This is a genomic window from Paenibacillus farraposensis, from assembly GCF_020736845.1.
Classification (GTDB): Bacteria; Bacillota; Bacilli; order Paenibacillales; family Paenibacillaceae; genus Paenibacillus; species Paenibacillus farraposensis.
Genome location: NZ_JAFFQR010000064.1, coordinates 323,236 through 349,862 on the forward strand (window position 1 = coordinate 323,236; position 26,627 = coordinate 349,862).

21 protein-coding genes are annotated in these 26,627 nt (G+C 46.4%); 1 reads left to right on the forward strand and 20 read right to left on the reverse strand.

Annotated elements, in window-relative coordinates:
* Window positions 1-20 precede the first annotated feature (20 nt).
* The 16 genes from JO375_RS11290 to JO375_RS11365 all read right to left on the reverse strand — a co-directional run bounded on the left by JO375_RS11290 (window position 21) and on the right by JO375_RS11365 (window position 19,633).
* Window positions 21-1,418, reverse strand: a complete 1,398-nt coding sequence (locus JO375_RS11290) for a UDP-N-acetylmuramoyl-tripeptide--D-alanyl-D-alanine ligase (protein ID WP_229524786.1) — start codon at window positions 1,416-1,418, stop codon at window positions 21-23.
* Complete coding sequence (locus tag JO375_RS11295; RefSeq protein WP_229524560.1) at window positions 1,418-2,905, reverse strand: UDP-N-acetylmuramoyl-L-alanyl-D-glutamate--2,6-diaminopimelate ligase; 1,488 nt, start codon at window positions 2,903-2,905, stop codon at window positions 1,418-1,420. The genes JO375_RS11290 and JO375_RS11295 overlap by 1 nt, the downstream gene beginning before the upstream one ends.
* Window positions 2,906-2,960: 55 nt before the next feature.
* Complete coding sequence (locus tag JO375_RS11300) at window positions 2,961-4,877, reverse strand: stage V sporulation protein D (protein WP_229524561.1); 1,917 nt, start codon at window positions 4,875-4,877, stop codon at window positions 2,961-2,963.
* Window positions 4,878-4,959: 82 nt separating this feature from the next.
* On the reverse strand, window positions 4,960-7,314 hold the full coding sequence (locus tag JO375_RS11305; RefSeq protein WP_229524562.1) for a penicillin-binding transpeptidase domain-containing protein: 2,355 nt from the start codon (window positions 7,312-7,314) through the stop codon (window positions 4,960-4,962).
* A 59-nt stretch (window positions 7,315-7,373) separates the two neighbouring features.
* Window positions 7,374-7,754 carry a hypothetical protein gene (locus JO375_RS11310; RefSeq protein WP_229524563.1) on the reverse strand — a complete coding sequence of 127 codons (381 nt, stop codon included), beginning with the start codon at window positions 7,752-7,754 and terminating at the stop codon, window positions 7,374-7,376.
* A gap of 23 nt (window positions 7,755-7,777) precedes the next feature.
* Window positions 7,778-8,728 carry a 16S rRNA (cytosine(1402)-N(4))-methyltransferase RsmH gene (gene rsmH / locus JO375_RS11315; protein WP_229524564.1) on the reverse strand — a complete coding sequence of 317 codons (951 nt, stop codon included), beginning with the start codon at window positions 8,726-8,728 and terminating at the stop codon, window positions 7,778-7,780.
* Window positions 8,729-8,745: 17 nt separating this feature from the next.
* Complete coding sequence (gene mraZ, locus JO375_RS11320; RefSeq protein WP_229524787.1) at window positions 8,746-9,183, reverse strand: division/cell wall cluster transcriptional repressor MraZ; 438 nt, start codon at window positions 9,181-9,183, stop codon at window positions 8,746-8,748.
* Window positions 9,184-9,514: 331 nt separating this feature from the next.
* On the reverse strand, window positions 9,515-10,780 hold the full coding sequence (locus tag JO375_RS11325) for an adenosylhomocysteinase (protein WP_229524565.1): 1,266 nt from the start codon (window positions 10,778-10,780) through the stop codon (window positions 9,515-9,517).
* Between the two features lie 80 nt (window positions 10,781-10,860).
* On the reverse strand, window positions 10,861-12,492 hold the full coding sequence (bshC, locus tag JO375_RS11330; RefSeq protein WP_229524566.1) for a bacillithiol biosynthesis cysteine-adding enzyme BshC: 1,632 nt from the start codon (window positions 12,490-12,492) through the stop codon (window positions 10,861-10,863).
* Between the two features lie 120 nt (window positions 12,493-12,612).
* Entirely contained in the window at window positions 12,613-13,551 is a 939-nt protein-coding gene (locus tag JO375_RS11335; protein WP_229524567.1) for an ABC transporter ATP-binding protein, read from the reverse strand.
* 11 nt (window positions 13,552-13,562) lie between these two features.
* Window positions 13,563-14,513 (reverse strand): ABC transporter permease, encoded by a 951-nt coding sequence (locus tag JO375_RS11340; protein WP_229524568.1) that lies wholly within the window; start codon window positions 14,511-14,513, stop codon window positions 13,563-13,565.
* 4 nt (window positions 14,514-14,517) lie between these two features.
* Window positions 14,518-15,450 (reverse strand): ABC transporter permease, encoded by a 933-nt coding sequence (locus JO375_RS11345; RefSeq protein WP_229524569.1) that lies wholly within the window; start codon window positions 15,448-15,450, stop codon window positions 14,518-14,520.
* A 196-nt stretch (window positions 15,451-15,646) separates the two neighbouring features.
* Entirely contained in the window at window positions 15,647-17,350 is a 1,704-nt protein-coding gene (locus JO375_RS11350; RefSeq protein ID WP_229524570.1) for a peptide ABC transporter substrate-binding protein, read from the reverse strand.
* Between the two features lie 152 nt (window positions 17,351-17,502).
* Complete coding sequence (locus tag JO375_RS11355; protein ID WP_229524571.1) at window positions 17,503-17,892, reverse strand: DUF3397 domain-containing protein; 390 nt, start codon at window positions 17,890-17,892, stop codon at window positions 17,503-17,505.
* 4 nt (window positions 17,893-17,896) lie between these two features.
* Entirely contained in the window at window positions 17,897-18,856 is a 960-nt protein-coding gene (locus tag JO375_RS11360) for a ketopantoate reductase family protein (protein ID WP_229524572.1), read from the reverse strand.
* Window positions 18,857-18,982: 126 nt separating this feature from the next.
* Window positions 18,983-19,633: an RsfA family transcriptional regulator gene (locus JO375_RS11365; protein ID WP_229524573.1), complete on the reverse strand. Its 651-nt coding sequence runs from the start codon at window positions 19,631-19,633 to the stop codon at window positions 18,983-18,985.
* Between the two features lie 297 nt (window positions 19,634-19,930).
* On the opposite strand from JO375_RS11365, the gene JO375_RS11370 reads away from it, so the two are divergent.
* A complete protein-coding gene (locus JO375_RS11370) occupies window positions 19,931-21,016 on the forward strand; it encodes a coiled-coil domain-containing protein (protein ID WP_229524574.1) in 1,086 nt (361 codons plus the stop codon).
* A 62-nt stretch (window positions 21,017-21,078) separates the two neighbouring features.
* Here the strand turns inward: JO375_RS11370 and JO375_RS11375 are convergent, their stop codons facing one another.
* From JO375_RS11375 to JO375_RS11390, 4 genes are all read right to left on the reverse strand, one after another.
* The gene (locus JO375_RS11375; protein WP_229524575.1) at window positions 21,079-22,410 is read right to left on the reverse strand and encodes a PhoH family protein; all 1,332 of its coding nucleotides are present in this window, start codon (window positions 22,408-22,410) and stop codon (window positions 21,079-21,081) included.
* 375 nt (window positions 22,411-22,785) lie between these two features.
* Window positions 22,786-23,847, reverse strand: a complete 1,062-nt coding sequence (locus JO375_RS11380; RefSeq protein ID WP_229524576.1) for an LCP family protein — start codon at window positions 23,845-23,847, stop codon at window positions 22,786-22,788.
* A 115-nt stretch (window positions 23,848-23,962) separates the two neighbouring features.
* Complete coding sequence (gene typA / locus JO375_RS11385; RefSeq protein WP_229524577.1) at window positions 23,963-25,804, reverse strand: translational GTPase TypA; 1,842 nt, start codon at window positions 25,802-25,804, stop codon at window positions 23,963-23,965.
* A 293-nt stretch (window positions 25,805-26,097) separates the two neighbouring features.
* Window positions 26,098-26,589, reverse strand: a complete 492-nt coding sequence (locus JO375_RS11390) for a hypothetical protein (RefSeq protein ID WP_229524578.1) — start codon at window positions 26,587-26,589, stop codon at window positions 26,098-26,100.
* Window positions 26,590-26,627 lie beyond the last annotated feature (38 nt).

Below are 26,627 nucleotides of genomic sequence, written 5' to 3' on the forward strand. Positions count from 1 at the left end.
TCCTCTCGTCAACATCAGTTCTATAGCGGACCGTTTTTCAGCGCATCCACAATTTCTTCCAATCGCATTCCTCTCGATGCCTTCACCAGCACAATATCATTCGCAGTGAGGCAAGTTCGCAAATGCCGGATCAGCTTTTGCTTATCCATATAAGCGTGTACGTGTTCAGCTGGCATCAGCTTCAGCGCCCCCTGCACAATAGACAGCGCCAGCGTACCGTAGGTAAACAGCTCATCTACGCCGTGCTTTGCCGCAAAAAGTCCGATTTCCTCATGGAATTGCTTTTCCTCAGGTCCCAGCTCCAGCATATCACCGAGCACGGCGATTTTGCGTCCGTTCGTTTTGTACCCGGATAACGTCTGAATTGCAGCCTTCATGGAGGCGGGACTTGCGTTATAAGCATCATTGAGTACGGTAAGCCCGTCAGAACAGTTTACAACCTCAATGCGCATGCCTGTCAGTTTTAGAGATGATAGCCCTTGACGTACATGATCCGCATCGACATTGAAATGGCGTGCCACCGCCAGCGCTGCCAGCCCGTTTACAATATTGTGCTGTCCAAGCAAGGGAAGCCGGAAAACCTCTTTGCCGGATCGGGCTGTTTTGAATAAACTCCCTTCTCCGTCCAAAGTGATTTCTGTTGGATAATCATCATTGTTCTGAGCTACCCCGAACGTAAACCGTTTTAATCCTTCCGGCTTGACCGTTTCGGGCTCCGCCAGTACCTGCGGCAGCAATGGTTCATCACCGTTGTAGATCAGCAAGCCACCGGGCTTGAGACCGCTGGCAATTTCCAGCTTGGCACGAGCGATTTCCGCACGGGAACCAAGCTGAAGCAAGTGCGATTCGCCTATATTGGTAATGATTGCAATATCCGGCTCAGCAATATGAGCCAGCAGACGAATTTCACCTCGCCCACTCATGCCCATCTCAAGGACAACAATATCTGTATCCTGCGGCATGGACAATACGGTTAAAGGCAAACCGATATGATTGTTATAATTTCCTTCGGTTTTGTGTACTTTAAAAGTCGTGCCGAGCAACGCCGTCACGATGTCTTTGGTCGTCGTTTTGCCGTTGCTTCCTGTGATTCCGACGACTGAAACGCCGGTTTCACGTAAATAGGCAGCTGCCAGCTGCTGGAGCGCTTCTAATGTATCCTCTACTTCAATCGCGTTCCCTGCCGGAGGTGCTCCATGATCCTTTTGCCATAAAAAAGCAGCTGGACCTGCCTCGCTCATCATTTGCTGTACATAATCATGCCCGTCAAATCGCTCACCGGAAAGCGGAACGAACAGTCCTTGGCTTTGAGGTTTGCGTGAATCTGTAAAAACGCCCTCAACCACCCGTTCAGCGTCCGCTTCACTGTGAAGCGTTCCCCCGCACATGGAGGCAATTTGACCGATTGTTCTTTTCATCACTTGGATAAACCCCTTATCGCTTCTTTGGCTACGATGCGGTCATCGAATTCATGCACCGTTTTTCCGATCAACTGGTAGGTCTCATGACCTTTTCCCGCAATCAATACTACATCGTCAGGGCTTGCCATTTCAATAGCTTTATGAATAGCAGCTCTTCGATCTACGATCAGCTCATATCGTTCTGCGGCTATCCCTTCGTCAATCAGCCCCTGCTCGATGTCTCTCAAAATAACTGTCGGGTCCTCTGTTCGCGGATTGTCGGACGTGATAAACGTGTGATCGCTGTATCTCGCAGCGATTTTGCCCATCAAAGGACGTTTGGTGCGATCCCGGTCTCCGCCGCATCCAAAAACACACCATATTTTACCGATCGAAAATTCCTTAACTGTGCGAAGGACATTTTCCAACCCGTCCGGGGTGTGGGCGTAATCTACAATAACAGCAAATGGCTGCCCCGCATCCACAGGCTCTACCCGCCCGTCTACGCCTGGGATAGACTCGAGACTGTGCTTGATATCAGCCAGCGGGATCCCTTCCAGCAAAGCAGCCGTAATGGCCGCAAGTGCGTTATACACATTAAACTTGCCTACCATTCTTAGCTCTATATCGGTGTCCCCTTTAAAAGTGGATACATGAAAGGAGGTTCCCTTTGCGCCAATCGTGATACAGGACGCCTGCACATCAGATTCATTTTCCACGCCGTATGTAATGACCTGGGCCGACGTTTGTGCCTCGAAATAGGAGGAGGCCGGATCATCCGCATTCAGAACAGCATATTGACTGTCCGACGTATCCCGCGAGAAGGTATTTCCCAATCTGGAAAACAAAAGCCCTTTGGCAGCACGGTACTCTTCCATCGAATTGTGATAATCCAGGTGATCCTGCGTCAGGTTGGTAAATATAGCGGTGCGAAAACGGGTTCCTTTGACGCGTCCCTGTTCCAACGCATGTGAGGATACCTCCATAACACAGCATTGAACGCCCTGTTCTGCCATTTGCCCCAAATAACGCTGCAACTCCACCGCTTCGGGCGTAGTGCCGGACATGGGGTAAGACTGACCACCGTAACGCATTTGAATCGTACCGATCAGTCCGGTGTTCATCCCGGCATCATTCATGATTTTCTCAATAAGATAGGTGGTTGTTGTTTTGCCGTTTGTTCCGGTAATGCCGATCATGCGCAATCGGCGGCTCGGTGAATCAAACATATAATCCGACAAAACCGCCATAGCATAACGGGCGTCCTTAACCACAAGCTGTGGAACAGGCACATCCAGTTCCCGTTCTACAACTAATGCTGCCGCGCCGGATGCAATTGCCTGTACGGCAAAGTCATGTCCGTCTACTGTAAAGCCGGGCAAGCACAGAAACAAGTCTCCCTGCTGCACACGGCGTGAATCCGCCCCGATTCCTCGGCAATCCACTGTACCGTCCCCCACAATACGGGAGACAGCCAGTAGTGAAGCCAATTGTTGAAGCTGCATCTTTCATTCCTCCATTGCTCTCACGTTATTCATAGTATGTTATAAAAAGAACCTATCAATCCCCCATATAAATACGGATGGTTGATCCTCGTTCCATTCGCGACCCCGGCTTCGGTGCCTGACTGACGACCGTCTTGCCTGACCCTGATTTTACGAGCATAAAGTTCATATTCATGTCTTCGTACAAATCATTCGCAGTGGCACCTACCAAATCAGGTACCGTTTCAATCGGATTTTCTCCATATTTGTATTGTTTAGGAATTTGATTGGCACGAGGCGGAACCTTCAGAGCAATCAGCGCATCTTTTAAAATTTTTTGTACGATTGGCGCTGCGACGACCCCGCCGAATTGAATGCCTTTCGGGTTATCAACAGCGGTGTAAACGACAATTTGCGGATCATCTGCCGGAGCGAAACCGATAAAAGATACGATATGCTCCGAAGAAGAATAGCGTCCATTCACAACCTTCTGCGCTGTACCCGTTTTACCGCCCACCCGGTAACCCTCAATAAAAGCAGGGCGGCCTGTACCTTTGGCAACGACGCTTTCCAGCGCTTCTCTTACCTGTCGGGAGGTATCCTCCGAAACTACCCTTCGCACCAACTCCGGCTCCACTTTTTCCAGTACCTTGCCTGTTTCCGGCTGAATCCAGCCTTTTGTAATATGAGGCTTATACAGATTGCCACCATTAATTGCGGCGGATACCGCTGTCACCTGCTGAATCGGCGTAACCGAAACCCCTTGGCCAAAAGCGGTTGTTGCCAGCTCCACAGGCCCGACCTGAGGGAGTTTGAACAAAATGCCATTTCCCTCGCCAATCATGTCGATGCCCGTTTTGCTCCCAAAGCCGAAATTGCGAATGTACTTGAACAGAGTTTCTTTGCCCAAACGTTGCCCGAGCGTTACAAAACCCGGGTTGCACGAATTTTCCACCACTTGGAGAAAGGTCTCGCTGCCATGACCTCCCTTTTTCCAACAGCGCAGGCGCGCCCCGCCAACTTCAATATATCCCGGATCAAAAAAATGATCATTTTTGAGATCTACTTTCTTTTCTTCCAACGCTGCAGCTAATGTAATAATTTTAAACGTTGAACCAGGTTCGTAAGTCATCCAAATAGGCAAATTCCGATTGTAAATTTCAGGCGCATATTGCTTGTATATCGCAGGCTCGTAGCTTGGACGTCCAGCCATGCCCAAGATCTCGCCTGTCTTGGGGTTCATGGCAATGGATAAGGCGGAATTGGCCTGAAATTTGGCCATGGCTTGGTCAAGCTCCCGTTCTATAATGGACTGTACCGACTTTTCGATGGTCAATTGTAAATTCAGGCCATCCTTCGGTTCGATATACTTTTCTGAAGAACCAGGCATCAGGCGCCCGCCTGCATCGGATAAATATGCTATACTTCCGTCAATTCCTCGAAGCTTGTCGTTTTGCTGTTTCTCTACGCCAGTCAGCCCTTGATTGTCAATTCCCGTAAATCCGAGAATATGAGCCGCTAAATCACCATAGGGATAATAACGCTTGTTGTCTTCAGCAACAACGATACCCGGCAGCTTCAAATCACGAATTTGCTGTGCTTTCTCCATCGTAATTTTTCGTCCGCCGGGCTGAAGTTTTTGGCTTGAAGTTCGTTTGGTGATTAGCTTAAGCACTTTATCCTCACTCATATTCAGCAAGGGTGCCAGCTTGCGTGCCGTTTCTTCCGGCTCCTTGATCTGTACAGGTATCGCCATGACTGTCGGCGAACTGACATTATAGGTTAATGCCGTACCCTGCCGATCCAATATTTCGCCACGCTTGGCGGCAAAAGGAATATTGCGGCGCCACGAATCCTCAGCCTTGGCCGAGAGCTCGCTTCCTAGACCCAATTGAACATAGGCGAGCCGGATTGACAAAGCCGCAAACATTACAGACAACCCCAGCATCCCCCATACCAGCCTGCGCCGCATGGTCGCGTTAGATTTTTTCAAACACGCTCACCCCGTTCTTCCAAATACTCATGACATGTCTTACCTCATGAATATTCAAAAAAACGGACGTTAGAACAAGCTGTCAATTATCCTTGCCTACAAGGGCGGCTGCACTTTTTTCATCTACTACAGCCGAGATTCCTCCTTGGGTAGGCTTGACACTGGTGCCAGCATTCACAGTCGTACCAGAGCCGGTTTGGGTATTGGTCTCTTTGTTGGCTGCATTGCCTGACTGTTTCGCATCAACACCCGTAGTTGAATCCGGTGTGTCCTCCGGCTTCACGCCGGTTACGGTTTCTTTGGCCGGCTGGAGCGTCACGCTGACGACCCGCTTGCCGTTGACCATCTGTGCTTTTTGAGAAACAACGTAACCTTCGCCCTTCACCTGAACTCCGACCTTCATAAGCGTCAAAACTTGAAGTGTATCCCGCAATGACACACCTGTAAAATCAGGAATGGTCATGTTGGCACTATCCTCAGTCAGCAAATATATGCGTTGTCCCGGCTTCATTTTGACGCCTGCCTCAGGATACTGGCGGACAATTTTGGAGCCTTTGCCAACCGTTTCATAAGCAATTCCTTGTTTGAGCAGCGCGTTTTGCGCATCCTTCTTCACTTGACCGGTTAATTGCGGCACCGTAGGCAAATTTACCGTCTTCACAGCAGAGCCATCTGACTTATTGGACTTGGTTCCTGTTTTCGGAACTCCCATATATTGCAGTGACTGGGACACAATCTTTTTAAAAACAGGTGCTGCTGCTGTACCCCCGCCTACCGATTTGTTAGGTTCGTCCATGACGACCAGTACGGCTATCTTCGGATCATTTACAGGTGCAAAGCCGATAAAGGACACCACATCCTTCGAGTGGTCGTATACTTTGCCGACAACTTTTGTCGCCGTACCTGTTTTGCCAGCCACACGATATCCGTCAATATAAGCAAGACGTCCTGTACCAATTTCTTGGTCAGATACGACCTGCTCCAGATAGCTGCTTGTCTGGGCTGCCGATTCCTTCGAAATCACCTGACGGACTTCCTTCGGTTGAATGGTCTGTACTTCGCCCGTATTCGGATTCACAATTTCCTTTACCAAATGAGGAACCATTAGCTTACCCCCATTCGCAATGGCCGAAATCGCAGCTACCTGCTGGATAGGTGTCACCTGAACACGTCCGTGTCCAAAGGAAGCCGTTGCAACTTCGGATTTATATTGAGTATGGAATGTAATAGCTCCGGCAGACTCACCCGGAAGGTCAATCCCTGTTTTTACGCCAAATCCAAAGTTGTTAATATATTGCTTCAGCTTCTCGCCACCCAGCTTATCGAGCCCCAGATGGACAAAGCCGACGTTACTTGAGCGCTTGACACCTTGAAGATAGGTTAACGTTCCCCAGTTGCGGCTCACGTCGCGAATATCCCAGCCTCCGACTCTAACAACACCGGACTGGTAGGTTTCATTTGGATTAAATACCTTTTCCTGAACCGCAGCGGCCAAGGTTACAATCTTAAACGTGGAACCCGGCTCATAGATAGACTGAGTCGCATTATTACGAAAATATTCCAAAGGTGTACTCCCATATGTATTGGGATTAAAATTCGGATAACTCGCCATACCGAGAATATCCATTGTTTCGGGATCTGCTGCTACAACGGTCATCGTTTTCGGATTGTATGTCGCAATGGCCTCCTGCATGGCATCCTCTATATAATACTCAATCGTATCATCAATCGTCAGCTTTAAATTTTTACCATTTTGTGCCGGCTCATAGATACTTTCCGATCCCTGAAGAGGCACTCCCTTTCGGTCCCGCTGGTAAAGCAGCTTGCCAGCGGTACCCGAAAGCACTTTATCATAGTAAGCCTCCAGCCCCATACCTGCTTTGCCATCTTTACTTAGATAGCCAAGCACATGAGAAGCCAGCCTGTTTTCCGGATAATAGCGCTTGGACTCCTGAACCGTGTCCACCGCTCCAACCACTGCATACTTTTCCTTTAGATATTGTTTGAACGTATCCACTTTTGCCTTGACTTCGGGATCTACCTTCCAGCCCCCATTACGAATCTCGCGATTTTTTAAATAGCTCCCCGCTTTGTCCTTGGCCGAAAGATGACTTCTCAACTCATCCTCAGGTGTTTTAAGCAGCTGATGCAGCTTGGCTACAACCTCGTTTTCCAGACCATATTCCTGGATGATACTCGGATTGACGACTACCGTATAAGCAGGTGCATCTGTAGCCAGTACGTTTCCTTTACGATCTGTAATGGTTCCACGCTTAGGCTGGATCACCTGATCTTTTTCCACTTGCGTAACAACCTGATTATGCCAGTATTCTCCGCTTACGACCTGAATCCAAAATACCTTTAGCAGCAAAACAAGAAAAAAGAGGGTAATACATCCCCCTATCAGCAGTGTTCGCAGCTTTATTCTCTTAACCATAGCTCAAACCTCTCTGCAAAAAATATACATCAGAGCATAGCTTGATGCTATGCTCTTATTTATTTAGCAGCCTGCTTTTCCACACGAATGGGCTCTCTTGTCGGCTCGACATATCCCTGTTGCTTTGCAGTTGGCACAATCTCGTTCTCCAACCGCTCCTTTTGAATCTTCAGTTGGGCGATATTGGTCTGTAATTTGGAGATATCCTTGCTGGCCGTATTAATCGCATAATTGATTTGGTAAATATGAGCGTATCTGCCAATCAGCATACCAGCAATGACAATGCACGCTACAAGCGTCAGCAGGTACAGCAGCTTTTCCCGAAGCGGCAGCTCTTTTCGACGTGTAACGACTTTGGTGGTCTCACGATACCGTTGACGCTGAACCTGTTCCTGCCGGGCTCTTTCCTTTACAGCCAAATTACCCCGTGTATAAGCCATGTCGCCTCTCCTTCTCCATTCAATTATAATTTCTCGGCAACTCTCAGCTTGGCCGACCGGGACCGTGGATTAAGCTCCAATTCCTGCTCTGATGCCACAATCGGCTTACGATTCACCAGTTTAAGCTCGCCTACCATTTTGTCATTCAAAATAGGCAAATCAGACGGATAGATGCTTTTAGCCAAATATTCCTTGAAAATATGTTTGCATATCCGATCCTCCAGGGAGTGAAACGTAATAACCGAAATTCTCCCCCCCGGAGCCAGACATTTGATTGCCTGATGCAAAGTATCTTCCAGTGCACCCAGCTCGTCATTTACAGCAATCCGTAAAGCCTGAAAGCTGCGCTTAGCCGGATGTCCCCCGGTTCTGCGTGCCGCAGCCGGAATTCCTTCTTTGATAATATCGACAAGTTCCCCCGTTGTGTGAATAGGCTTATTCATTCGGCGTTCAACCATGATCTTCGCAATCCGTCGTGAAAACTTCTCTTCCCCGTATTGAAACAGGATTCGAGCGATCTCCGCTTCCGGCCATTCATTGACAATTTCGTAAGCCGTAAGCGAACTACTCTGATCCATCCGCATATCAAGCGGCGCATCATAATTGTAGCTGAATCCTCTTTCCCCCTCATCAAACTGGGGTGAAGATACGCCCAGATCGAACAAAATGCCCTGGACCTGCGGGACGCCGTCTTTTTCAGGCAATCCCAGTTCAGTCAGCTTGTCCTGCAAGTGGCGGAAGTTGGACTTTACCAATGAAACCTTTCCTTGATAGGCCGACAGCTTCTCACGCGCATTGTCCAATGCCCAGTCGTCCTGATCAAAGGCGATGAGCCTCCCCTCAGGGCCGAGCTGCGACGCAATGACGGAACTGTGTCCTGCCCCTCCCAGCGTGCAGTCCACATAGATCCCGTCCTGCCTGATGTTTAGTGCCTGTGTTGCTTCTTCCTTGAGTACGGTAATGTGGTGAAACAAACGACTGACCTCCTAGATTACAATTCAAAGTTGAAATCAACCAATTTCTCAGCAATGTCGTTAAAAACCTCTTCGGATTGGCTGAAATATTGCTCCCAAATGTGCTTGCTCCAAATCTCTACCCGAGTAGATACTCCCAATACGACGCACTCTTTAGTAAGCTTGGCGTACTCGCACAAATTCCCCGGTAAATTTACCCTGCCCTGTTTGTCCAATTCGCATTCAGTCGCTCCCGAGAAAAAAAATCGGGTAAACGCGCGCGCGTCAGCCTTCATCAGCGGCAGTGCCTTCAATTTTTTCTCCATGACAGCCCACTCTTCCATGGGATACACGAAGAGGCATTGGTCCAGCCCGCGGGTAACCACGAACGAGGCACCGAGAAGTTCACGAAACTTGGCCGGAACTGTAAGCCGACCCTTGTCGTCAATGCTATGTTGGAACTCCCCCATAAACATTGGTTTCGTCACCCCTTACCCCATTCTCCCACTTTGGCCCACTTTCTACCACCTAAGCATAATAGATTCGATTTAAAAAATCAAAGACCTCTTTTACATCTCCAAAAGTGATAGCTGGCAAATCCATTCGGTTTTGTGTGTCAGGATTCTCTCTCCAAAAGATGACAAAAACCCCTTATCCTATGAAGCCGAAAATCCTGACAATAAGCATCAAGTTTCGGAACAACAAAGAATAAGGGGCTTAAGTCTCATTCATCTTGTCGACTTATACAAAAGACCCATTTAAAAAGCCTCTCAATCTGGAGATCAAGATGCTGAAATACCTAAAAAATTACGCATTCCAGCTATCCAAATAGGTCTTTTGTTCCTCAGTCAAAGTATCTATTTTAATCCCCAGACTATCCAGCTTGAAGCGGGCTACCTGCTCATCAATTTCATAAGGTACATTAATTACAGCTTTACCCAGATCATTATAATGATCATTTACATATTTCAAGCCAAGCGCCTGAAGTGCAAAGGTGGTATCCATAATTTCTGCAGGGTGACCATCGGCGGCAGCCAGATTCACTAGGCGTCCCTCTGCCAGCAAATACATTTTACGTCCGTCTTTAAATCGGTACTCCTCAATATTGCGGCGAACCGTCCGAATGGACTCGGAGCGCTTGGCAAGCTCAGGCTTGCTAACCTCCACATCAAAATGCCCTGCGTTGCACAGTACAGCCCCATCCTTCATAACATCAAAGTGTTCTCCGGTAATTACAGCTTTATTTCCAGTTACCGTAATGAAGAAGTCACCCAATTTAGCCGCTTCTACCATCGGCAATACATGGAAACCATCCATATGGGCTTCTACTGCCTTGATTGGATCAACTTCCGTTACAACAACGTTGGCTCCCAAACCTTTCGCACGCATTGCAACTCCTTTGCCACACCAGCCATAGCCTACTACCACTACGGTGCTGCCTGCCACAACCAGATTCGTTGTGCGAATAATGCCGTCGAATGCTGACTGCCCAGTACCATAACGATTGTCGAACAAATATTTGCAGTAAGCATCATTAACGGCCACCATAGGGAAGTGGAGTTGACCCTCTTTTTCGAGCGCCTTCAAGCGGATAATTCCTGTAGTGGTCTCCTCTGCTCCCCCACGGATGGTAGAAATCAGATCGGGCCGTTCGGATTGCAGCAGCGTAACCAGGTCACCACCATCATCAATAATGAGATCAGGCTTTGTTTCCAGCGCCTTGATTTGCAATTGTTTGAACTCTTCTGGATCCGGATTGTATTTGGCCAGGACCGTAATCCCATCTTCAACCAATGCGGCGCAAACATCATCTTGTGTGGACAATGGATTGCTACCGGTAATCGTGACCTGCGCTCCGCCTGCCTGTACTACTTTAGCCAAATAAGCTGTTTTAGCCTCCAGATGCAGACAGATAGTTACTTTAAGACCTGCAAAAGGCTGCTCTTGCTCGAACTGTTGACGTATACGGTTCAAGACCGGCATATGGGCTTCCACCCAATCAATTTTCAGATGGCCTTCAGGGGCCAGTTTAAGATCGTGAACAATGCTGTTTTGCAGAGAATGGGAAGTCATTACTTTGTTTCCTCCTTAATATGGGTTGAAGCTGTTAGCGAGCCATAGTTATGCCCACATGATAATTCATACATAATAACTCATAAATAAATAACTCGGTGCGTACCCGCGAAATCTGCTGGTATATCCATGATCATATCCATCAAGTTAAAACCATGACGGTTCAGAAAATGAAAGATGGTATACACCCGCTCCTGCGGCTGTCCAAGCGGGAAAAGTGACCATTCGATACGATCCCACTGACGAAGTGCAGTTTCATTTTGCCGAAGCAGCGCTTCCTGGACCTTTGTCTCCAGATAAGCGATCTGCCCCATAATCTTCTTACTGTTGGTTTCTCCGATCGGAAGCAGCCCTTTTTCAATCAAACCTGCCTGCTGTATAAGCGGCTTGTATATACGGGCAAAGGCCTCTTTCACCTCGGAAAACAACCCCTGCATTCCAAGCTGATCTTGAGCGGCAAGCCACTGTTTTTTCCTTTCCTCAAGCCCGTCTCTTACCTGCGCAAAGTCTAGCTCATATTTAAGCATGTACTTCTCCACGCCCGGCTCTACCAACGTAAAAGACATTCGGGGCAGCAGTATCGGCATCTGCATCTCCAGCACGCTAAAGGCGTCCCGGGTGATCGCCCAATAGGTAATTTCTCCTAGACCCAGTACAGATGCCAGTACCGGAAACAACGAATCCTGCATAAGCGGACGAGTTAGTACATTGTTACTAAAACGCTCCGGGTGTATATCTATCTCCTTAAGCAGTTCTTCCTTTGTCAAAGCTACCAGGCCGCGACGATCCGTGAATAGCCCGCCCTGTTTGAAAAGCAGCAAACGTTCGCCTTCATGGATGTAAAAAAGATTCGCGCCGCCTTCATGTACATCCGCTTGTAAATGGTAGCCGTAATCTACGATTCGCGCTGCGGCCTTCCGGTAAGCCTGCTCCAGCTCATCATTGTACTGAACTAACCGGCGAAAAATGGAGGCTTCCAGCTTGCGCAGCGAGGGATCTGCTGAATCTAGCAGCACTAGTCCATAGGTACCAAACAAAAGACCCAGCAGCTTGGCAAAGGCCTCGCTTAGCCCATATGAATCCGTTAAGCCGTGCTCAATCATGTGCATAATATCAGCCTTATGCTCAGAATCAGGCAAACTGTGCTCAATATCCATCATGGCCTGCTTCCATTCTGCAGCATCGACTTTAATGGCGCTGGCCGAAGAACGGCGTTCAGGCTGCTTATTCAGCTTGATTTTGACTGCTCGCGGGTCATTCGCCAGTACGTATGTATGATTGACCTCGTCCCAGTCATGATCTTCGCCTGCAATCCAAAAGATAGGAATGACCGGACGTCCAAGCCTCTCCTCTGCTTCTCTTGCTGCCTTAATAATCGTAGCTGCTTTGTAAATGACCAGCATCGGACCTGTAAACAGTCCGCTCTGCTGTCCGCCCACAACCACCAGGGCGTCAGGTCTTTCCAGCCGATCTAATGAAGCTCGAACCGCCTCATACGAATTGAATTGCTCATTGTATATGCGAAGACATGCTACGACTTCTTTACGGTCTAATCTCAGATGCTCCGTCTCATCCAGCCACTTCGCCCGTTGGCCATATGCATCAGCATGCAGAACATCATACTCATACAATTCGCGTGCGCGTCCTGTGCCCTGTATATAGTCTTCTGCCAAAGCCGACCCTCCGGGAAGCGTTTCAGGGATTATTCTCATGGGGCTGCCTCCTGTCTCCACCAAAACCTTACTGCTTGATTGTACCGGAAGCCCATGTCCGCGTCAAAGCTTTCTACAAAAAACCGCCGAGCAACTCGGCGGTTCGTGGATATATTATGATCAGGCGTAAGGTTCAGCTACAAAATGTCCTTTGGACACTTCGATCAATGTAGCATTTTCCAGGTTATAAGCTCCTGCTTTATTACCGGACGCGTCCTGAATTGGACCGCCTTGATACTCAGGCATAATAATTCGCTTTTTGTTAGCTTCAACTTCCGGATCAGGAAGTGGAATCGCCGACAAAAGCATTTTCGTGTACGGATGAATCGGGTTGGCATACAATTCGGCGCTTTCAGCAAGCTCAACCATTTTGCCTCTATACATTACAGCGACCCGATCACTGATGTGCTTGACCATCGATAGATCATGCGCGATAAAAAGGTATGTCAGGCCCAAACGTTCTTGAAGCTCCTTTAGCAGGTTGACAACCTGAGCCTGAATGGACACGTCAAGCGCTGAAATCGGCTCATCACAAATAATGAATTTAGGATTTACCGCCAGCGCGCGGGCAATACCAATCCGTTGACGTTGTCCACCGGAAAACTCATGCGGATAACGAGTTGCATGATCCGGGTTCAAACCAACCAGATCCAGCAATTCTTCGATCCGTTTTTTGCGTTCGGCACGGCTACCCGCCATATTGTGAATATCCAATGCCTCACCGATGATATCAGAAACCGTAAAACGCGGGTTCAATGATGCATAAGGATCTTGAAAGATCATCTGCATATCACGGCGCATTGTTTTCATTTTACTCGGTGATAATTTGTAGATATCTGTGCCATTAAAACGTACGCTACCTGCTGTAGGTTCATATAAGCGCAGAATAGTACGGCCCGCTGTAGATTTACCACAACCGGATTCGCCTACCATCCCAAGCGTTTCACCCTCGCGAATATAGAAATTCAGGTTATCCACCGCTTTGAGCACCCGGTTTTTGCCAACATTAAAATACTTTTTAAGACCTTCAACTTCAATTAAATTGTTGCTGCTCACCATGATGTCACCTCCTATTTCTTCAGCTTCGGATCAAGCGCATCACGCAGCCCATCGCCGAAAAGGTTGAATGCAAGCATAATCAAACTGATCAAACCTGCCGGGAAAAGCATACGCCACGGATAATACATCCACCCTGTCAGAGCTGATTCAATCATTGAACCCAGCGACGCCTGAGGAGGCTGTACTCCTAAACCAAGGAAGCTCAGGAATGCCTCGGAGAAAATAGCACTTGGAACTGTCAGGGTCAATGTGACAATGATTGGTCCTACGGCATTAGGCAACAAATGACGGAACAGCAAACGGCCTGCACCAGCACCCATTGAGCGGGAAGCCAGTACAAATTCCCGGTTCTTCAGTTGCAGCATCTCACCACGCACAATCCACGACATGTTAATCCAGCCCGTTACACCAAGCGCAATAATAATGGTAGTAACGCTTGGCTCCAATACAACGAGCAACAGGATGGTAACAAGCAAGTAAGGAATGGAATACAGGATTTCAGAAAATTTATTCATGATTTCATCAACGCGGCCGCCAAAGTAGCCCATAATCCCACCATAAATAACACCCATCAGCAAGTCAATCATTGCTGCAGCCAAACCAATAATCAAGGAAATCCGAGCGCCCATCCATGTACGGACAAAAATATCGCGACCCAGATCATCTGTTCCGAACCAATGTTCCGCCGAAGGAGGAAGATTGGTGCTTAACAAATCATTTGTACGGTCATCGTACGGTGAAAGCATCGGACCAACGATCGAAGCTAACACAATCAGAATCAAAACGCTCAGGCTTGTCATAGCCAGCTTATTTTTACGAAGCCGTTCCCACGCATCACGCCAAGCGGATAAGCTTTCACGTTGAATAACTTCAGACTGCTTTTCATCCGCTCCGATTCTCTGAAAATCTTCCGGCTTTACCTGAAGCTTATCCAGGTTCACAGCATTATCTTTCACGGACATAAAGTTATCCCTCCTTCCCGCCAGTAAGCTTAATCCGCGGATCAATAAATCCATATGCAATATCTGTAATAAAACGCGCTACCATCAATAAGATACCGTAAAAAATAGTTACACCCATAATCATGGTATAGTCACGGGTTGTAATACTATCAACAAATACCTTACCAATACCCCCAATCCCGAAAATCCGTTCAATAACTACGGAACCAGTAATGATGTTTGCAGTCATTGGGCCTACATAGGTAACGACCGGCAAGATGGCATTGCGCACCACATGTTTGAACATAATCGCAACAGGCTGTAAACCTTTGGCTTTAGCCGTTTTGATATAGTCAGCATGAATGACTTCCAGCATGCTGGAGCGCGTCAATCTGGCGATAAACGCAATCGGCTGAGCAGACAACGCAGCGACAGGCAGGACGTAGTCCAGCGGGCCCTCAAATCCCATAACATTAAACCAACCCAAATTCTGAGCGAAGTAAAACTGAATCAGAGACGCCAGGACAAAGCTGGGAACTGCAATCCCCATAATGGCCAAGATCATCGCAACGTTATCAATGATCCTGCGATGGTATAGCGCCGCCAGCATACCAAGCAAAATACCAACAATAATGGACACGATGATGGCAACCAAACCTAATTTAAGCGAAACCGTAAAAGTTTGTCCGATAATGTCCGTTACACTTTGATTCAGCTTTTTCATGGAAATACCAAAATCGCCTGAAGCGATATCACCCAAGTATTTAAAATATTGGACATACACAGGCTTATCCAGCCCATATTGCTCCATTAACCGGGCTTGAATCTCCGGAGAAGTCGCTTTTTCACTCATGAAGGGGTTACCCGGTATTGCTTTCATGAGAAAAAACGTCGCCGAGATCAGAATGAACAAAGATAGCAGCATGTAGAAAAACTTACTGATCAAATAACGCGTCATTGCCCGTCTACACCCCCATTATTTTTTTCGACATAAGGTCGATTTTATCGCAAGAGAATTGGACCGTCCAATCTCCTTATTTGCATGGTTACATGATGATGGAAAAGACTAGGACAAAAAAAAAACGGGATATATATGGTTCTAATCCACATATATATCCCGAAGTAACTATCAAACTTCAGAAATTAGGCTCCAGTTACTGTGTAATATACGCTCTTGTAATGTCGATTGCCCCACTAAAGTCAAGCGCGATGTCTTTTACATTCGGTTTCGTTAAGGAAACATTTGAATAGTAGTAGATCGGAAGCATTACCATATCATCTTGAACCAGAATTTTTTCTGCTTTCGCAAAATCTTCCATACGTTTAGCTGGATCCGTTTCTGTCTTAGCAGCTTGAATCAATGCATCGTATGCAGGGTTAGAGTAACCCGAATTGTTGTTACCATTGCCTGTTGTCCACATATCCATGAATGTCATTGGATCATTAAAGTCAGCAGACCAACCACCACGGGCAATTTGGTAATTCAGCTTGTTACGATTTTGAATAAATACTCCCCACTCTTGGTTTTGGGTTTTAACGTCCACACCAAGGTTTTTCTTCCACATATCAGCGATTGCCAAAGCAATCTTTTGGTGACTTTCCAAGGAGTTGTACAACAAGGTTACCGGAGGAAGTGAAGTCATGCCTTCTTCTTTCATGCCTTCTTGAAGCAATTTTTTCGCTTCAGTAAAGTCTTCTTTAAAGTAATCATCTTTATGCTCAGTACGGAATTCCTGAGATACACCTTTGATACCCGGAGGTACAAAGCCGTATGCGGGAATTTGACCGCCCAATGTTACTCTGTCAACGATTGGTTGGCGCTCAATAGCCATCGCAAACGCTTTACGGATTTTAGCATTGTTAAATGGTTTTTCAGTTACATTAAATAAGTAGTAATACGTACTCGCAATTCCTTTAGCCTTGAACTCGTTAGGCAGTTCTTTTTTGACAGCTGGAATTTGGTCGGCAGGAATTTCACCGTTTGGCATACCAGCATAATCAAGTTGTCCACTTCTGTAAGAAGCCAGTTCTGTTGCACCGCTGTTTACAAGGGACATCGTAATTTTGTTCAACTTGATTTGATCTTTACCCCAATAATTTTCACTTTTGGTTACTTCGATCTTTTGGCCGCTGTCCCAAGTTGTTAATTTGAAAGGTCCGTTAGTGATCATGCTGTCTTTTTGAACAGCCCACTTATCATTCCCTTTAATAGAAGGATTTACAGGATAGTAAGTATAGAAAGAAGTCAAGCCCAAGAAGTAAGGAGTCGGATGCTCCAGCTCTACTTGCAATGTATGGTCATCAATTGCTTTGATACCTACATTTTTGAAGTCTTTAATTTTAGTGCCCTTAAAAGTTTTCGAAGTGCTCAGGTTGTAGCCCTCAGCATTTTTGATATAGTACAATTGGTAAGCATATGGAGGTGAAGGAGCCGTGGAAGGATCCAATACACGTTGCCAAGCAAACACGAAGTCACTTGCTTTGACTGGGTCGCCATTACTCCATTTTGCGTTATCACGAAGTTTGAATGTATAGGTTTTGCCGTCATCAGAAATTTTCCAAGACTCAGCTACGCCAGGGATTTCTTTGCCATCAGGACTCATACGTACGAGACCTTCATACAAAGTTTTCAGAACCGTGTTAGTTTGACTGTCCTGAGCTTGTGCCGGATCGAAGGTTGGCGGTTCGGAAGAAAGGTTAATGCGCAGATTTTGTTTGTCGGTCGGAGCCGGCGTCGTTGAAGCATTTTCTTGTGCGCCCTTACCATTAGTATCATTCTTGCTTGAGCCGCAACCTGCGAGCAGTACGCCAACTGCAAGGATGAGTGTCAAAAGGACTAAAAAGCTTTTCCTTTTCATCTAGCGTTTTCCCCCTAGTTCTAAAGTGGTATATGTTTATAGATTATACAACCAGCGGTCAAAAAAATCTACATTACATTTCTTAAAATTGAGCTTTTTTCAAAAAAAACATGATAAATTCATGTTTTTCCGCCTATTCATGTCATCTTATATCACATGGAATTGAATATATTCTTAAACATACCAATAACAGTAAACAAAACATACGTTAATGCCATCCCCACAAAAGTTAGTCTCCATACCACCCTACATAGTCTTTTGCCATCAACCTTGCCTTTTATTCGATTTTGGGCACCTCCAATTAAACCCAGTGCCAGCAATAAAAGAAGTAGAATCAAATAAAAACCGAATCGTGATACAAAGATGACATTAAAGAGTGTCGCGACGGAGAGAATCAGAAAAGCTGTCGTAATATCCATGGATGCAAGTAATGATTTCTTCTTTTCCATTTTGAGCATGTAGCGACAAATCACAAATACGATCAGAAACGGAAAAAAGGGAAGAATACTAAATGTGCTAATCGTGCCTTGAAAAATACTCAACTGATCACCCCTCTTTTAGCCGCATGCCCTCAATTAATTGCCACAATACCTTGTGAGTTGGTGCAGTGATCCCGGCCTGCTCTGCCATCTGCACCAGCTGTCCGTTAATGGAAGCAACCTCTGTCGTGGACTGTGCAAGCACATCGGCCAGCATGGACGAATGGTTGTCGGCGGTTGCCCGGCAGACATTCATGATTTGCTCCCACCATGCACTGTCCCAGCGGATACCATGAGCTTCGTATACTTGAATACCTTCATCAAATAGCCTTCGCATCATATGTAAACGAACCGGGTCCGACAGCAGCTCGCCGTTACGAATTCGCCATATCGCGGTCAGCGGATTAATTACGGCATTAATCAATAGCTTGCGATACATACCGTATTCGATTTCTTTCGACAAGCAGACGTCAAATCCTGCTGCAAGCAGCCGATTTAGCACGCATTCTTCAAAATTGCCGGCCTGCGCCTTCACCTGTTCCTCAGACCAGCCAATTTCAGTAACCCCCGCTCCCGCATGTAAAATAGATGCGGGCCCCTGTCTCTTGGCTCCTTCGGTCGTCACGGCAGGGTATAACACACCTTCAGGCCAAACCTGTCTAATCCGTTCGATATGTCCGATTCCATTCTGAAAACAAATCATTTCCGGTTTTCTTGTCGTGTCGGCTACAGGAAGAATTTGCTCTAACACTTCCCTAATAGCCCCCTGCTTGGTCATTAAAAAAATCCATTGTGCAGGAGCATGTGAATTTAACCGCTGCCAATCTGCCAATGGAGCTACCTTGAATGTATCTCCAGACACATGAACAGCTATCTCCCCCTCCTTGTCAAACACCGTAATTCCATCACAGGCAATGGTGCGTGCTTGTTCAAGTGTTCGTGTCCACAATCTCACATCAGTACCTGTGGCCGCCAGCCTCCCCGCGAACAATAATCCCAGTGAACCCGCTCCAATAATATCAATCATGTGTGTATCGTCTCGCTTCCGTCTTTTTTTCTACTATATCATATGAACACTAAAGAAATAGAAAAAACGCCAACTACGGGAAAGGGTAAGTTGACGTTTTATTTATGATCTGCTGATGCAATGCTGCTACTCAATACGCTCCAGATTCCCATTGGCGTCCATTTTGAATCTGGATTTAAGCTCATCCTCATCCTCAGTGATTAAAGCCAGGCGCCGGGCCCGGTCCATAATCTGAATCAGGGCTTTATAATCATCATTTACGACACGATAGTCGGTTTGCACTTCGTTGACTTCCTTGGACAGCCGGTCATTCATGGAGCGGAGCTGATTCAATTCTTCTTCCTTTTCCCGCAAATCTTTTTCCAGCATCTTAATCTGTCGATTGGTTTCCTGTATCGCGCCCTTCCATTGACGCAAAAAGCGGATCACCACATCAATGGATAATGTATCCTCATTTGTTCCATCCGCTCCATATCCCCCCTCGACCGTATCAAGCGTGGCAAAAGCCGCCACCTGTGATACACCTACTGGATTCTGCTTACGGATATAACTGCGTTTTTGACGCTGCGCTTTGGCAATACTGATCGCTTCATCGTAGCGCTTGCGCACACAGCTGTTCCAGCGAAAGCCGCATGCTGCGGAGGTTCTCCCGATTTTTTGCCCAACCTCCTCAAACGCAGCAAGCTGTGTTCCACCTTCCCGAATATGACGCAATGTCACCTCCGCCAATATCAAATCATCTTCCGCACTCCATGCATCTTGTCTTATTGCAGTCATGCCTCTAGCCCTCCTAACAACATCCTGAAATCACCGTCTTCATGAACCGATCTTGCCGGTATTTGAATAGGGTATAAAAGCTGTTTATTCATTCCTATGCCTCTCGTAGAGTTCATAGAATCTATTTGATACTAAATTGTATTTCCATTTCTGCAAGAACTCATACGTGAACGCAGACAGTTTTGGGTTTCAAGCATCCCCTGACTGCTGTACAATAAATGAATGTTTAAAGAATGAAAAAGGATCATATACATTATTATCAGTCTTTTTTCGGAATTACATCAAAGGGGAAATCAAATGAACAAACCATTAAAAATGACATGCAGCATGCTGCTGATCATCATAACGGTGCTAGCTTCGATGTATGTACATCCTGTTCTGGGCGCACCCTCCCAGGAAGCGAACCGGATTTTACAAGATAGCTTGTCCATGATCGAGATTGACCACGAAATTGAGCGAATCAGCCAGGAACAAGCGACCCTTTTACATCGTCAACAGGAGTTACAAAGCCATCTCACCGCTCAGCAAGAGCAGATGACCTTGCAGCGAAACCGAGTCGGGTCTGTACTCCGCTCTTATTATATGGGAGAAAGGGACAAGCTGCTCAGCGTAGTACTGGGGGCCAGAAGTCTAAAGCAGCTTCTCTCCCTGTACGATTACTACTTGTTGTTGATTAGTCACGATCAGGATATACTTCAGGAATACGAATCCAATATGCGGACCATGCGAGAAACCGAAAAACAAGTCACTCAGACCGCGCTGGAACTGGAGACAATCAAAAGCAATTTACTGGAACAACGCAAACGTATCGTCACGCTTCAGTCACGTGTAAACGATGGTGTTAACTCCAGTGGAGACCCGGATACTTTGCGCGAGCTGATCAGCGAAATGACCGCTTATTGGGAGAATATCGGGGTCTACGAGGTAAACAGGCACTTTAAGGCACTGGCTCAGGCCATGCAGGATTTACCCCAGTTCATTCAACAACAGCAAGGCGCCATGATCACAAACGGCAAAACTATTACAATCAACATACGTGAAGCAGATTTTAACCGTTTTTTGAAGTCGGAAAATGAGCTGTTCAATCATTTCAATTTTTCATTCAAGCAGGATCGTATTGTCGTCGAGGGCCAACAGGGAACGATGAAATTGAGGGTGGAAGGGCATTATACTGTAGAGAACGAACCACAAAATTCCATTTTATTCCATGTAGATCGTCTGGTATTTAATGGGCTGGAACTGCCGGATACGACCCGTAACAAGCTGGAAAGGGATTTTGATCTAGGCTTCTATCCACAGCAGCTCATATCATATGTTCAAGCCACAGAAGTGCACATTTTAGCGGGAACACTTGAGGTGCAACTCGAGTTAAGCCTGAAATAAGCTAATAAAAGACCCCGGGCTAGTCCCGAGGTCTTTTATCGTTGATCAGATTGACAAGAGCTTTATAGCAGATCGGCCGCCAGCTGCGCAAGCTTCGAGCGTTCTCCTTTTTCCAGCATAATATGCCCGCTGATTCCCTCCTGCTTGAACCTTTCAACCACATAGGTTAAGCCATTGCTGGCAGCATCCAGATAAGGATGATCAATTTGCTCCGGGTCCCCCATCAAAATGATTTTGCTGCCCTCGCCGACCCGGGACACAATCGTCTTGATTTCATGCCGGGACAGATTTTGAGCTTCATCAATAATAATAAATTGCCCTGGTATCGACCGTCCACGAATATACGTGAGCGCCTCCACCTGAATACTACCCAAGCCCATCAATATTTTATCGATATCACCTGATTTTTTGGCATCAAACAGGTATTCCAGGTTATCGTAGATTGGCTGCATCCATGGCCGGAGCTTTTCATCCTTTTCTCCCGGCAAATATCCGATATCCTTCCCCATCGGAACAACGGGCCTGGCAATCAGCAATTTCTTGTAGCGATGCTCATCTTCTACCTTGAGCAAACCTGCTGCCAGCGCCAGCAATGTTTTGCCTGTACCGGCTTTGCCGGTAATCGTCACAAGCGGGACTTCATCGTTAAGCAAAAGCTCCAATGCCATTCGCTGCTGGGCGTTACGGGCACTGATTCCCCACACCGATTCGTTGCTTAGATACAAGGGCTCCAACCGATCGGCCTCCTGATTCACTTTCAACAAAGCAGACTTGCCAGTCCCCATTTCATCCTTCAGAATGACGAATTCATGAGGATACAGCGTATAACGCAGATTCAGCGGTCTGATTGGTAAGAACCGGTTGGAGTAAAATTCATCTATGATGGACGGATGCACCTGAATTGAAGAATATCCGGGATATAGCTCGCTTAGATCACCTGTTCTATCGGATAAATAATCTTCAGTCAGCAGTCCCAACACATCGGCCTTGATTCTGACCAGCACGTCTTTACTGACCAACACGACCGAGCGTGGTTCAGACTGTTCCTGCTCCTCCAGATGATAATTCAAGGCAACTGCCAGCATCCGGTTATCGTTGGAAACCTCCCCAAACATCTCCTGGACTTTCAAAAAGCTCCGGTGGTTCAACTCAACCTTCAGCCTTCCTCCCTCCGGAAGTGGAACACCACTATGCAGATGCCCTAATTCTCTCAACCCGTCCAACAATCGTGAAACATTGCGGGCATTCCGCCCAATCTCATCCGCGTTTCGTTTTTTGGAGTCGATTTCTTCCAGAACAACCGCTGGAATAACAACTTCATGTTCTTTGAAGGTAAAAATGGCTTTCGGATCATGCAGCAGCACATTCGTATCCAGCACAAAAATTTTCTTCATATAATCCCCTCCAAAGCAGCATGGACAATCTCGTGTTCATACCTATACCTATTCACAGGTGACCCAATACTTGCTGATTCCCTGAAAAAAGACCTTCTCAGGAGAATAAAGCAGCTCAAAGACTGCGACTCAACATAACCTCAGAGCCTATACACTAAAAATAGACACAAAAGGCCCAGTGATCATTCACTGGACCTAACTTATTTCCCTCATTCCTTTACCAAAACAACGAACGATATGAAATACCTGATCGTTGCGCATATCCATAACATAAACTTGGTGCATTACAAATTCAGACATACTTCAACCCCCTTATGTCATAAAAGTGCTTTTATTCGCTGCGAGTATAACATAAGAGGGAAGAAAGATACAGACTCAGGAATTGGAAGAGGTTACAGTATTATTATTTGCTTTTTTGGCCAATTCCGCTTGCAAGGCTTGTCTGGCTGCATCAAGCTGCTGCTCATCAATATACACATAAGGGCTACGCCACGTTCCCGCTACCGGGTTGTATTTTACATTTTGCTTGGATATATTCCAATAGGTTTGCACAATATTTTTCATTTGCTGTGACTCAATATCTGTCGTCATATTTTTATCAACGGATTTAATAATGGCACCAAATTTGGTCAGAGCGTTAAAGGATTGCATTTGGTCAATCAGAGAATGCAGGACCTGATTTTGTCGACGGTTGCGATCAAAATCGTCAGATCCATCTGTTTTCGGACGACAATTCGATTTGCGGTAACGAACAAAATCAAGAGCTTGATCACCGTTTAAGTGCTTGGCTCCAGCTGTTAGGTTAATATTCGTGCCATCTGCACTGTCACGATAACACATGTTTTTATCAACCGTAACATCTACGCCACCCAAACTATCCACAACATCCCTAAAACCCTGGAAGTTAATAACCGTCACATAATCAATATTAATGTTTAAATATTTGCCGATCATCTTCTTCATTTGTTCTTCAGCGACTTCACCAGATTCCTTCTCTCTAGCCTTAAATACCGGATAGTATTCGTTCAGCTTACGCGGCTTATATCCATCCATTTCCAGACGCGTATCACGTGGCAAGGAGACAATAGTAGAGGATTTCGTACTGGGATTCAAAGTAGCTACCATAATAACATCTGACAAATACGTCGGATGATCAGGACGGTAATCAGTGCCAAGCAATAAAACAGTCAAAGGCTTGGACTCAGCCAATTCGGTTTTGGGGACTTCTCTGTTATTCCCTGTATCCAAAACGTCCTCTACCTGATTATAAATATAGTAAACATAACCACTTCCCGCCAAAATACCTATAATGAGCAAAAACAAGACAAACTTCATAAACGATCTGAAAAAGCTTTTTTTCTTTTTCGTTTTTTTCCGTTTGGCAGACTCGTTCCCGCTTTGTGTCCGGGGAGGCAATCCGTTCGAAAGATTACTCATACTTCAACACCTTTTCCTGCGTTTTGAGAAAGACTTCGAGTTTCAATCCTAAAACACACACAGCGGCGCATCCCGTTCGGGCGTCGCCGCTGTGGCCAAAAACCAATCCAATTCATTACATATTTGCTTGTGCTGTTCTACGATGTTTCTCAGCGCGCTCGCGCTCACCTTTGTTCAAAATCTTTTTGCGCAAACGAATGGCGTTAGGTGTAATTTCACAATACTCATCGTCATTCAGATATTCCAGCGCCTGCTCCAGAGAGAAGATACGAGGTGTTTTCAATTTAACTGTATCATCTTTTGTTGCAGAACGAACGTTGGTCAATTGTTTTTCCTTACAAATGTTAACAACAATATCGTTATCACGCGTGTGCTCGCCAACGATCATGCCTTCATAGATTTCAGTACCTGGCTCCAGGAAGAGAATACCGCGATCCTCTACGCCCAGCATTCCATAGAATGTGGAAGTGCCATTTTCCGTAGATATGAGAACACCTTGATGGCGTCCGCCAACTTGACCCCCAACAAATGGGCCGTATTGGTCAAACGCATGGTTCATTACACCGTAACCACGAGTCAAAGTCAGGAAGTTTGTTGTATAGCCGATCAAACCACGAGCAGGAATCAGGAATTCCAAACGAACCTGTCCGGTGCCGTTGTTAATCATGTTAACCATTTCCGCTTTGCGGGAGCCCAGACTTTCCATTACTGCGCCCATGCTTTCCTCTGGAATATCAATGAGGAGACGCTCAATGGGCTCCATTTTTTTACCGTCAACTTCCTTAACGATAACTTCCGGTTTGGACACTTGCAACTCGTAGCCTTCACGACGCATGTTCTCAATCAGGATACCCAGATGCAACTCACCACGTCCGGATACAATAAACGCGTCCGGGCTGTCTGTTTCATCTACACGCAAGCTGACATCTGTTTCAAGCTCTTTCAAAAGTCGCTCGCGCAATTTACGGGATGTTACCCATTTACCATCACGGCCTGCAAACGGGCTATTGTTAACCAAGAAGGTCATTTGCAGTGTTGGCTCATCTATTTTCAGCACAGGCAAAGCTTCAGGATGATTCGGATCTGCAATGGTTTCCCCGATGTTAATATCCTTGATTCCGGCAATTGCCACAATGTCACCGGCGCCCGCTTGGTCGGTTTCTATCCGCTTCAGACCCTGGAAGCCGAACAGCTTCTCAATACGTGCTGTTTTACTGCTGCCATCACGCTGAATAACCGTAACCGATTGTCCTTGCTTGATAATACCGCGGTTTACACGGCCTACTGCGATCCGGCCCAGGTATTCATTATAGTCCATCAATGTTACCAGGAATTGAAGAGGCTCATCTACTTTTTCAGTTGGAGCCGGAATTTTCTCTACGACCGTTTCGTACAATGCCTGCATGTTATCGTCTTGCTTCTCTGGGTCCAGACTGGAGGTCCCGTTCAGCGCCGAAGCGTATACAACCGGGAATTCCAATTGCTCATCATTCGCCCCAAGTTCGATGAACAGGTCCAGCACTTCGTCAATCACTTCCGCCGGGCGAGCTGCCGGACGGTCAATTTTGTTCACGACAACGATCGGTGTCAGATTTTGCTCCAGCGCCTTGCGCAGCACGAATTTCGTTTGCGGCATACAGCCTTCATATGCATCAACGACGAGCAGAACGCCGTCAACCATTTTCATGATCCGTTCCACTTCACCCCCAAAGTCGGCGTGTCCCGGTGTATCTACAATATTGATCAGGTAATCCTTGTAAGTAATTGCTGTATTTTTAGCCAAAATCGTAATACCGCGTTCACGTTCCAGATCGTTGGAGTCCATGGCGCGCTCCTGAACAGCCTCGTGCTCTCTAAATGTTCCGGACTGTTGAAGAAGCTTGTCGACAAGCGTCGTTTTACCGTGGTCAACGTGGGCGATAATCGCAATATTGCGAATGTTCTCTCTTGCATGCATGGTTTGTATCCATATCCTTTCCGTATATCAAAATAGTGTCTCTATCCTGAAGCAATGCTGATTCAAGGCTAACAATCGTTCTTCAGGCCCACTCCCTGCCAGCCTTCTATTGTTTTTTAGGGCTTATACAGATAGCTTCTCTATCCGATTCTCATGAAAACCTTAAAATAAGCGTCAGAAATCATTCCGACGCTTTTAATCATATCCATTATATTATAGTTGAAATATGTCATAAAGCAAGACATTCTTCTCTGTTCCGATATTTACCGCCATGAGATCCGGGCAGCTTGATCCTACCAATTGCGCTTGCCACGGTCTTTTACAACCATCCAAATTCCAGCTCCAATCAGTAAAATAGCAATCATATAAATAAGGCCTGTCCTTAACAGGCTGATGATCAATAAAAGCACCGAAATCAAGCCTAAAATAAGGCTTCCGGTGTATACATTACGGGACATTGATATATCATTAATGGCATAACCCCATAAACCAATGGCTATACCAAGAAACAACAATGGCCATAGGTAGGCCATTAAATGCCAGCCCCAAGTGTTACATAAGGAGAATAAAAGGCCATAAACCGACAAAATCCCGGCCGGCAAAAGTATAAGGGGGGATACTTTGCGCATCATGTACATCGCATACAATACAATTCCCGGTATTAAAATCAGCAAGGGCCAAAAGTTTCGTCCTAAAAAGGAGAATGCCCCCAGCTTTCCCAACAAAATAATCAGTCCTGCGGCAACAATGCCCACTCCGATCATACGCTCTTTTCCGGAATTCATCTTGGTCTCCTTTATATACGAATATAGCGTCTTTACAA

Coding starts and splice junctions, on each gene's coding strand:
- JO375_RS11290 (WP_229524786.1), bottom strand. CDS start 1,418: ATGAAAAGAACAATCGGTCAAATTGCCTCCATGTGCGGGGGAACGCTT.
- JO375_RS11295 (WP_229524560.1), bottom strand. CDS start 2,905: ATGCAGCTTCAACAATTGGCTTCACTACTGGCTGTCTCCCGTATTGTG.
- JO375_RS11305 (WP_229524562.1), bottom strand. CDS start 7,314: ATGGTTAAGAGAATAAAGCTGCGAACACTGCTGATAGGGGGATGTATT.
- JO375_RS11310 (WP_229524563.1), bottom strand. CDS start 7,754: ATGGCTTATACACGGGGTAATTTGGCTGTAAAGGAAAGAGCCCGGCAG.
- mraZ (WP_229524787.1), bottom strand. CDS start 9,183: ATGTTTATGGGGGAGTTCCAACATAGCATTGACGACAAGGGTCGGCTT.
- JO375_RS11325 (WP_229524565.1), bottom strand. CDS start 10,780: ATGACTTCCCATTCTCTGCAAAACAGCATTGTTCACGATCTTAAACTG.
- bshC (WP_229524566.1), bottom strand. CDS start 12,492: ATGAGAATAATCCCTGAAACGCTTCCCGGAGGGTCGGCTTTGGCAGAA.
- JO375_RS11335 (WP_229524567.1), bottom strand. CDS start 13,551: ATGGTGAGCAGCAACAATTTAATTGAAGTTGAAGGTCTTAAAAAGTAT.
- JO375_RS11340 (WP_229524568.1), bottom strand. CDS start 14,513: ATGTCCGTGAAAGATAATGCTGTGAACCTGGATAAGCTTCAGGTAAAG.
- JO375_RS11345 (WP_229524569.1), bottom strand. CDS start 15,450: ATGACGCGTTATTTGATCAGTAAGTTTTTCTACATGCTGCTATCTTTG.
- JO375_RS11350 (WP_229524570.1), bottom strand. CDS start 17,350: ATGAAAAGGAAAAGCTTTTTAGTCCTTTTGACACTCATCCTTGCAGTT.
- JO375_RS11360 (WP_229524572.1), bottom strand. CDS start 18,856: ATGATTGATATTATTGGAGCGGGTTCACTGGGATTATTGTTCGCGGGG.
- JO375_RS11365 (WP_229524573.1), bottom strand. CDS start 19,633: ATGACTGCAATAAGACAAGATGCATGGAGTGCGGAAGATGATTTGATA.
- JO375_RS11370 (WP_229524574.1), top strand. CDS start 19,931: ATGAACAAACCATTAAAAATGACATGCAGCATGCTGCTGATCATCATA.
- JO375_RS11375 (WP_229524575.1), bottom strand. CDS start 22,410: ATGAAGAAAATTTTTGTGCTGGATACGAATGTGCTGCTGCATGATCCG.
- JO375_RS11380 (WP_229524576.1), bottom strand. CDS start 23,847: ATGAGTAATCTTTCGAACGGATTGCCTCCCCGGACACAAAGCGGGAAC.
- typA (WP_229524577.1), bottom strand. CDS start 25,804: ATGCATGCAAGAGAGAACATTCGCAATATTGCGATTATCGCCCACGTT.
- JO375_RS11390 (WP_229524578.1), bottom strand. CDS start 26,589: ATGAATTCCGGAAAAGAGCGTATGATCGGAGTGGGCATTGTTGCCGCA.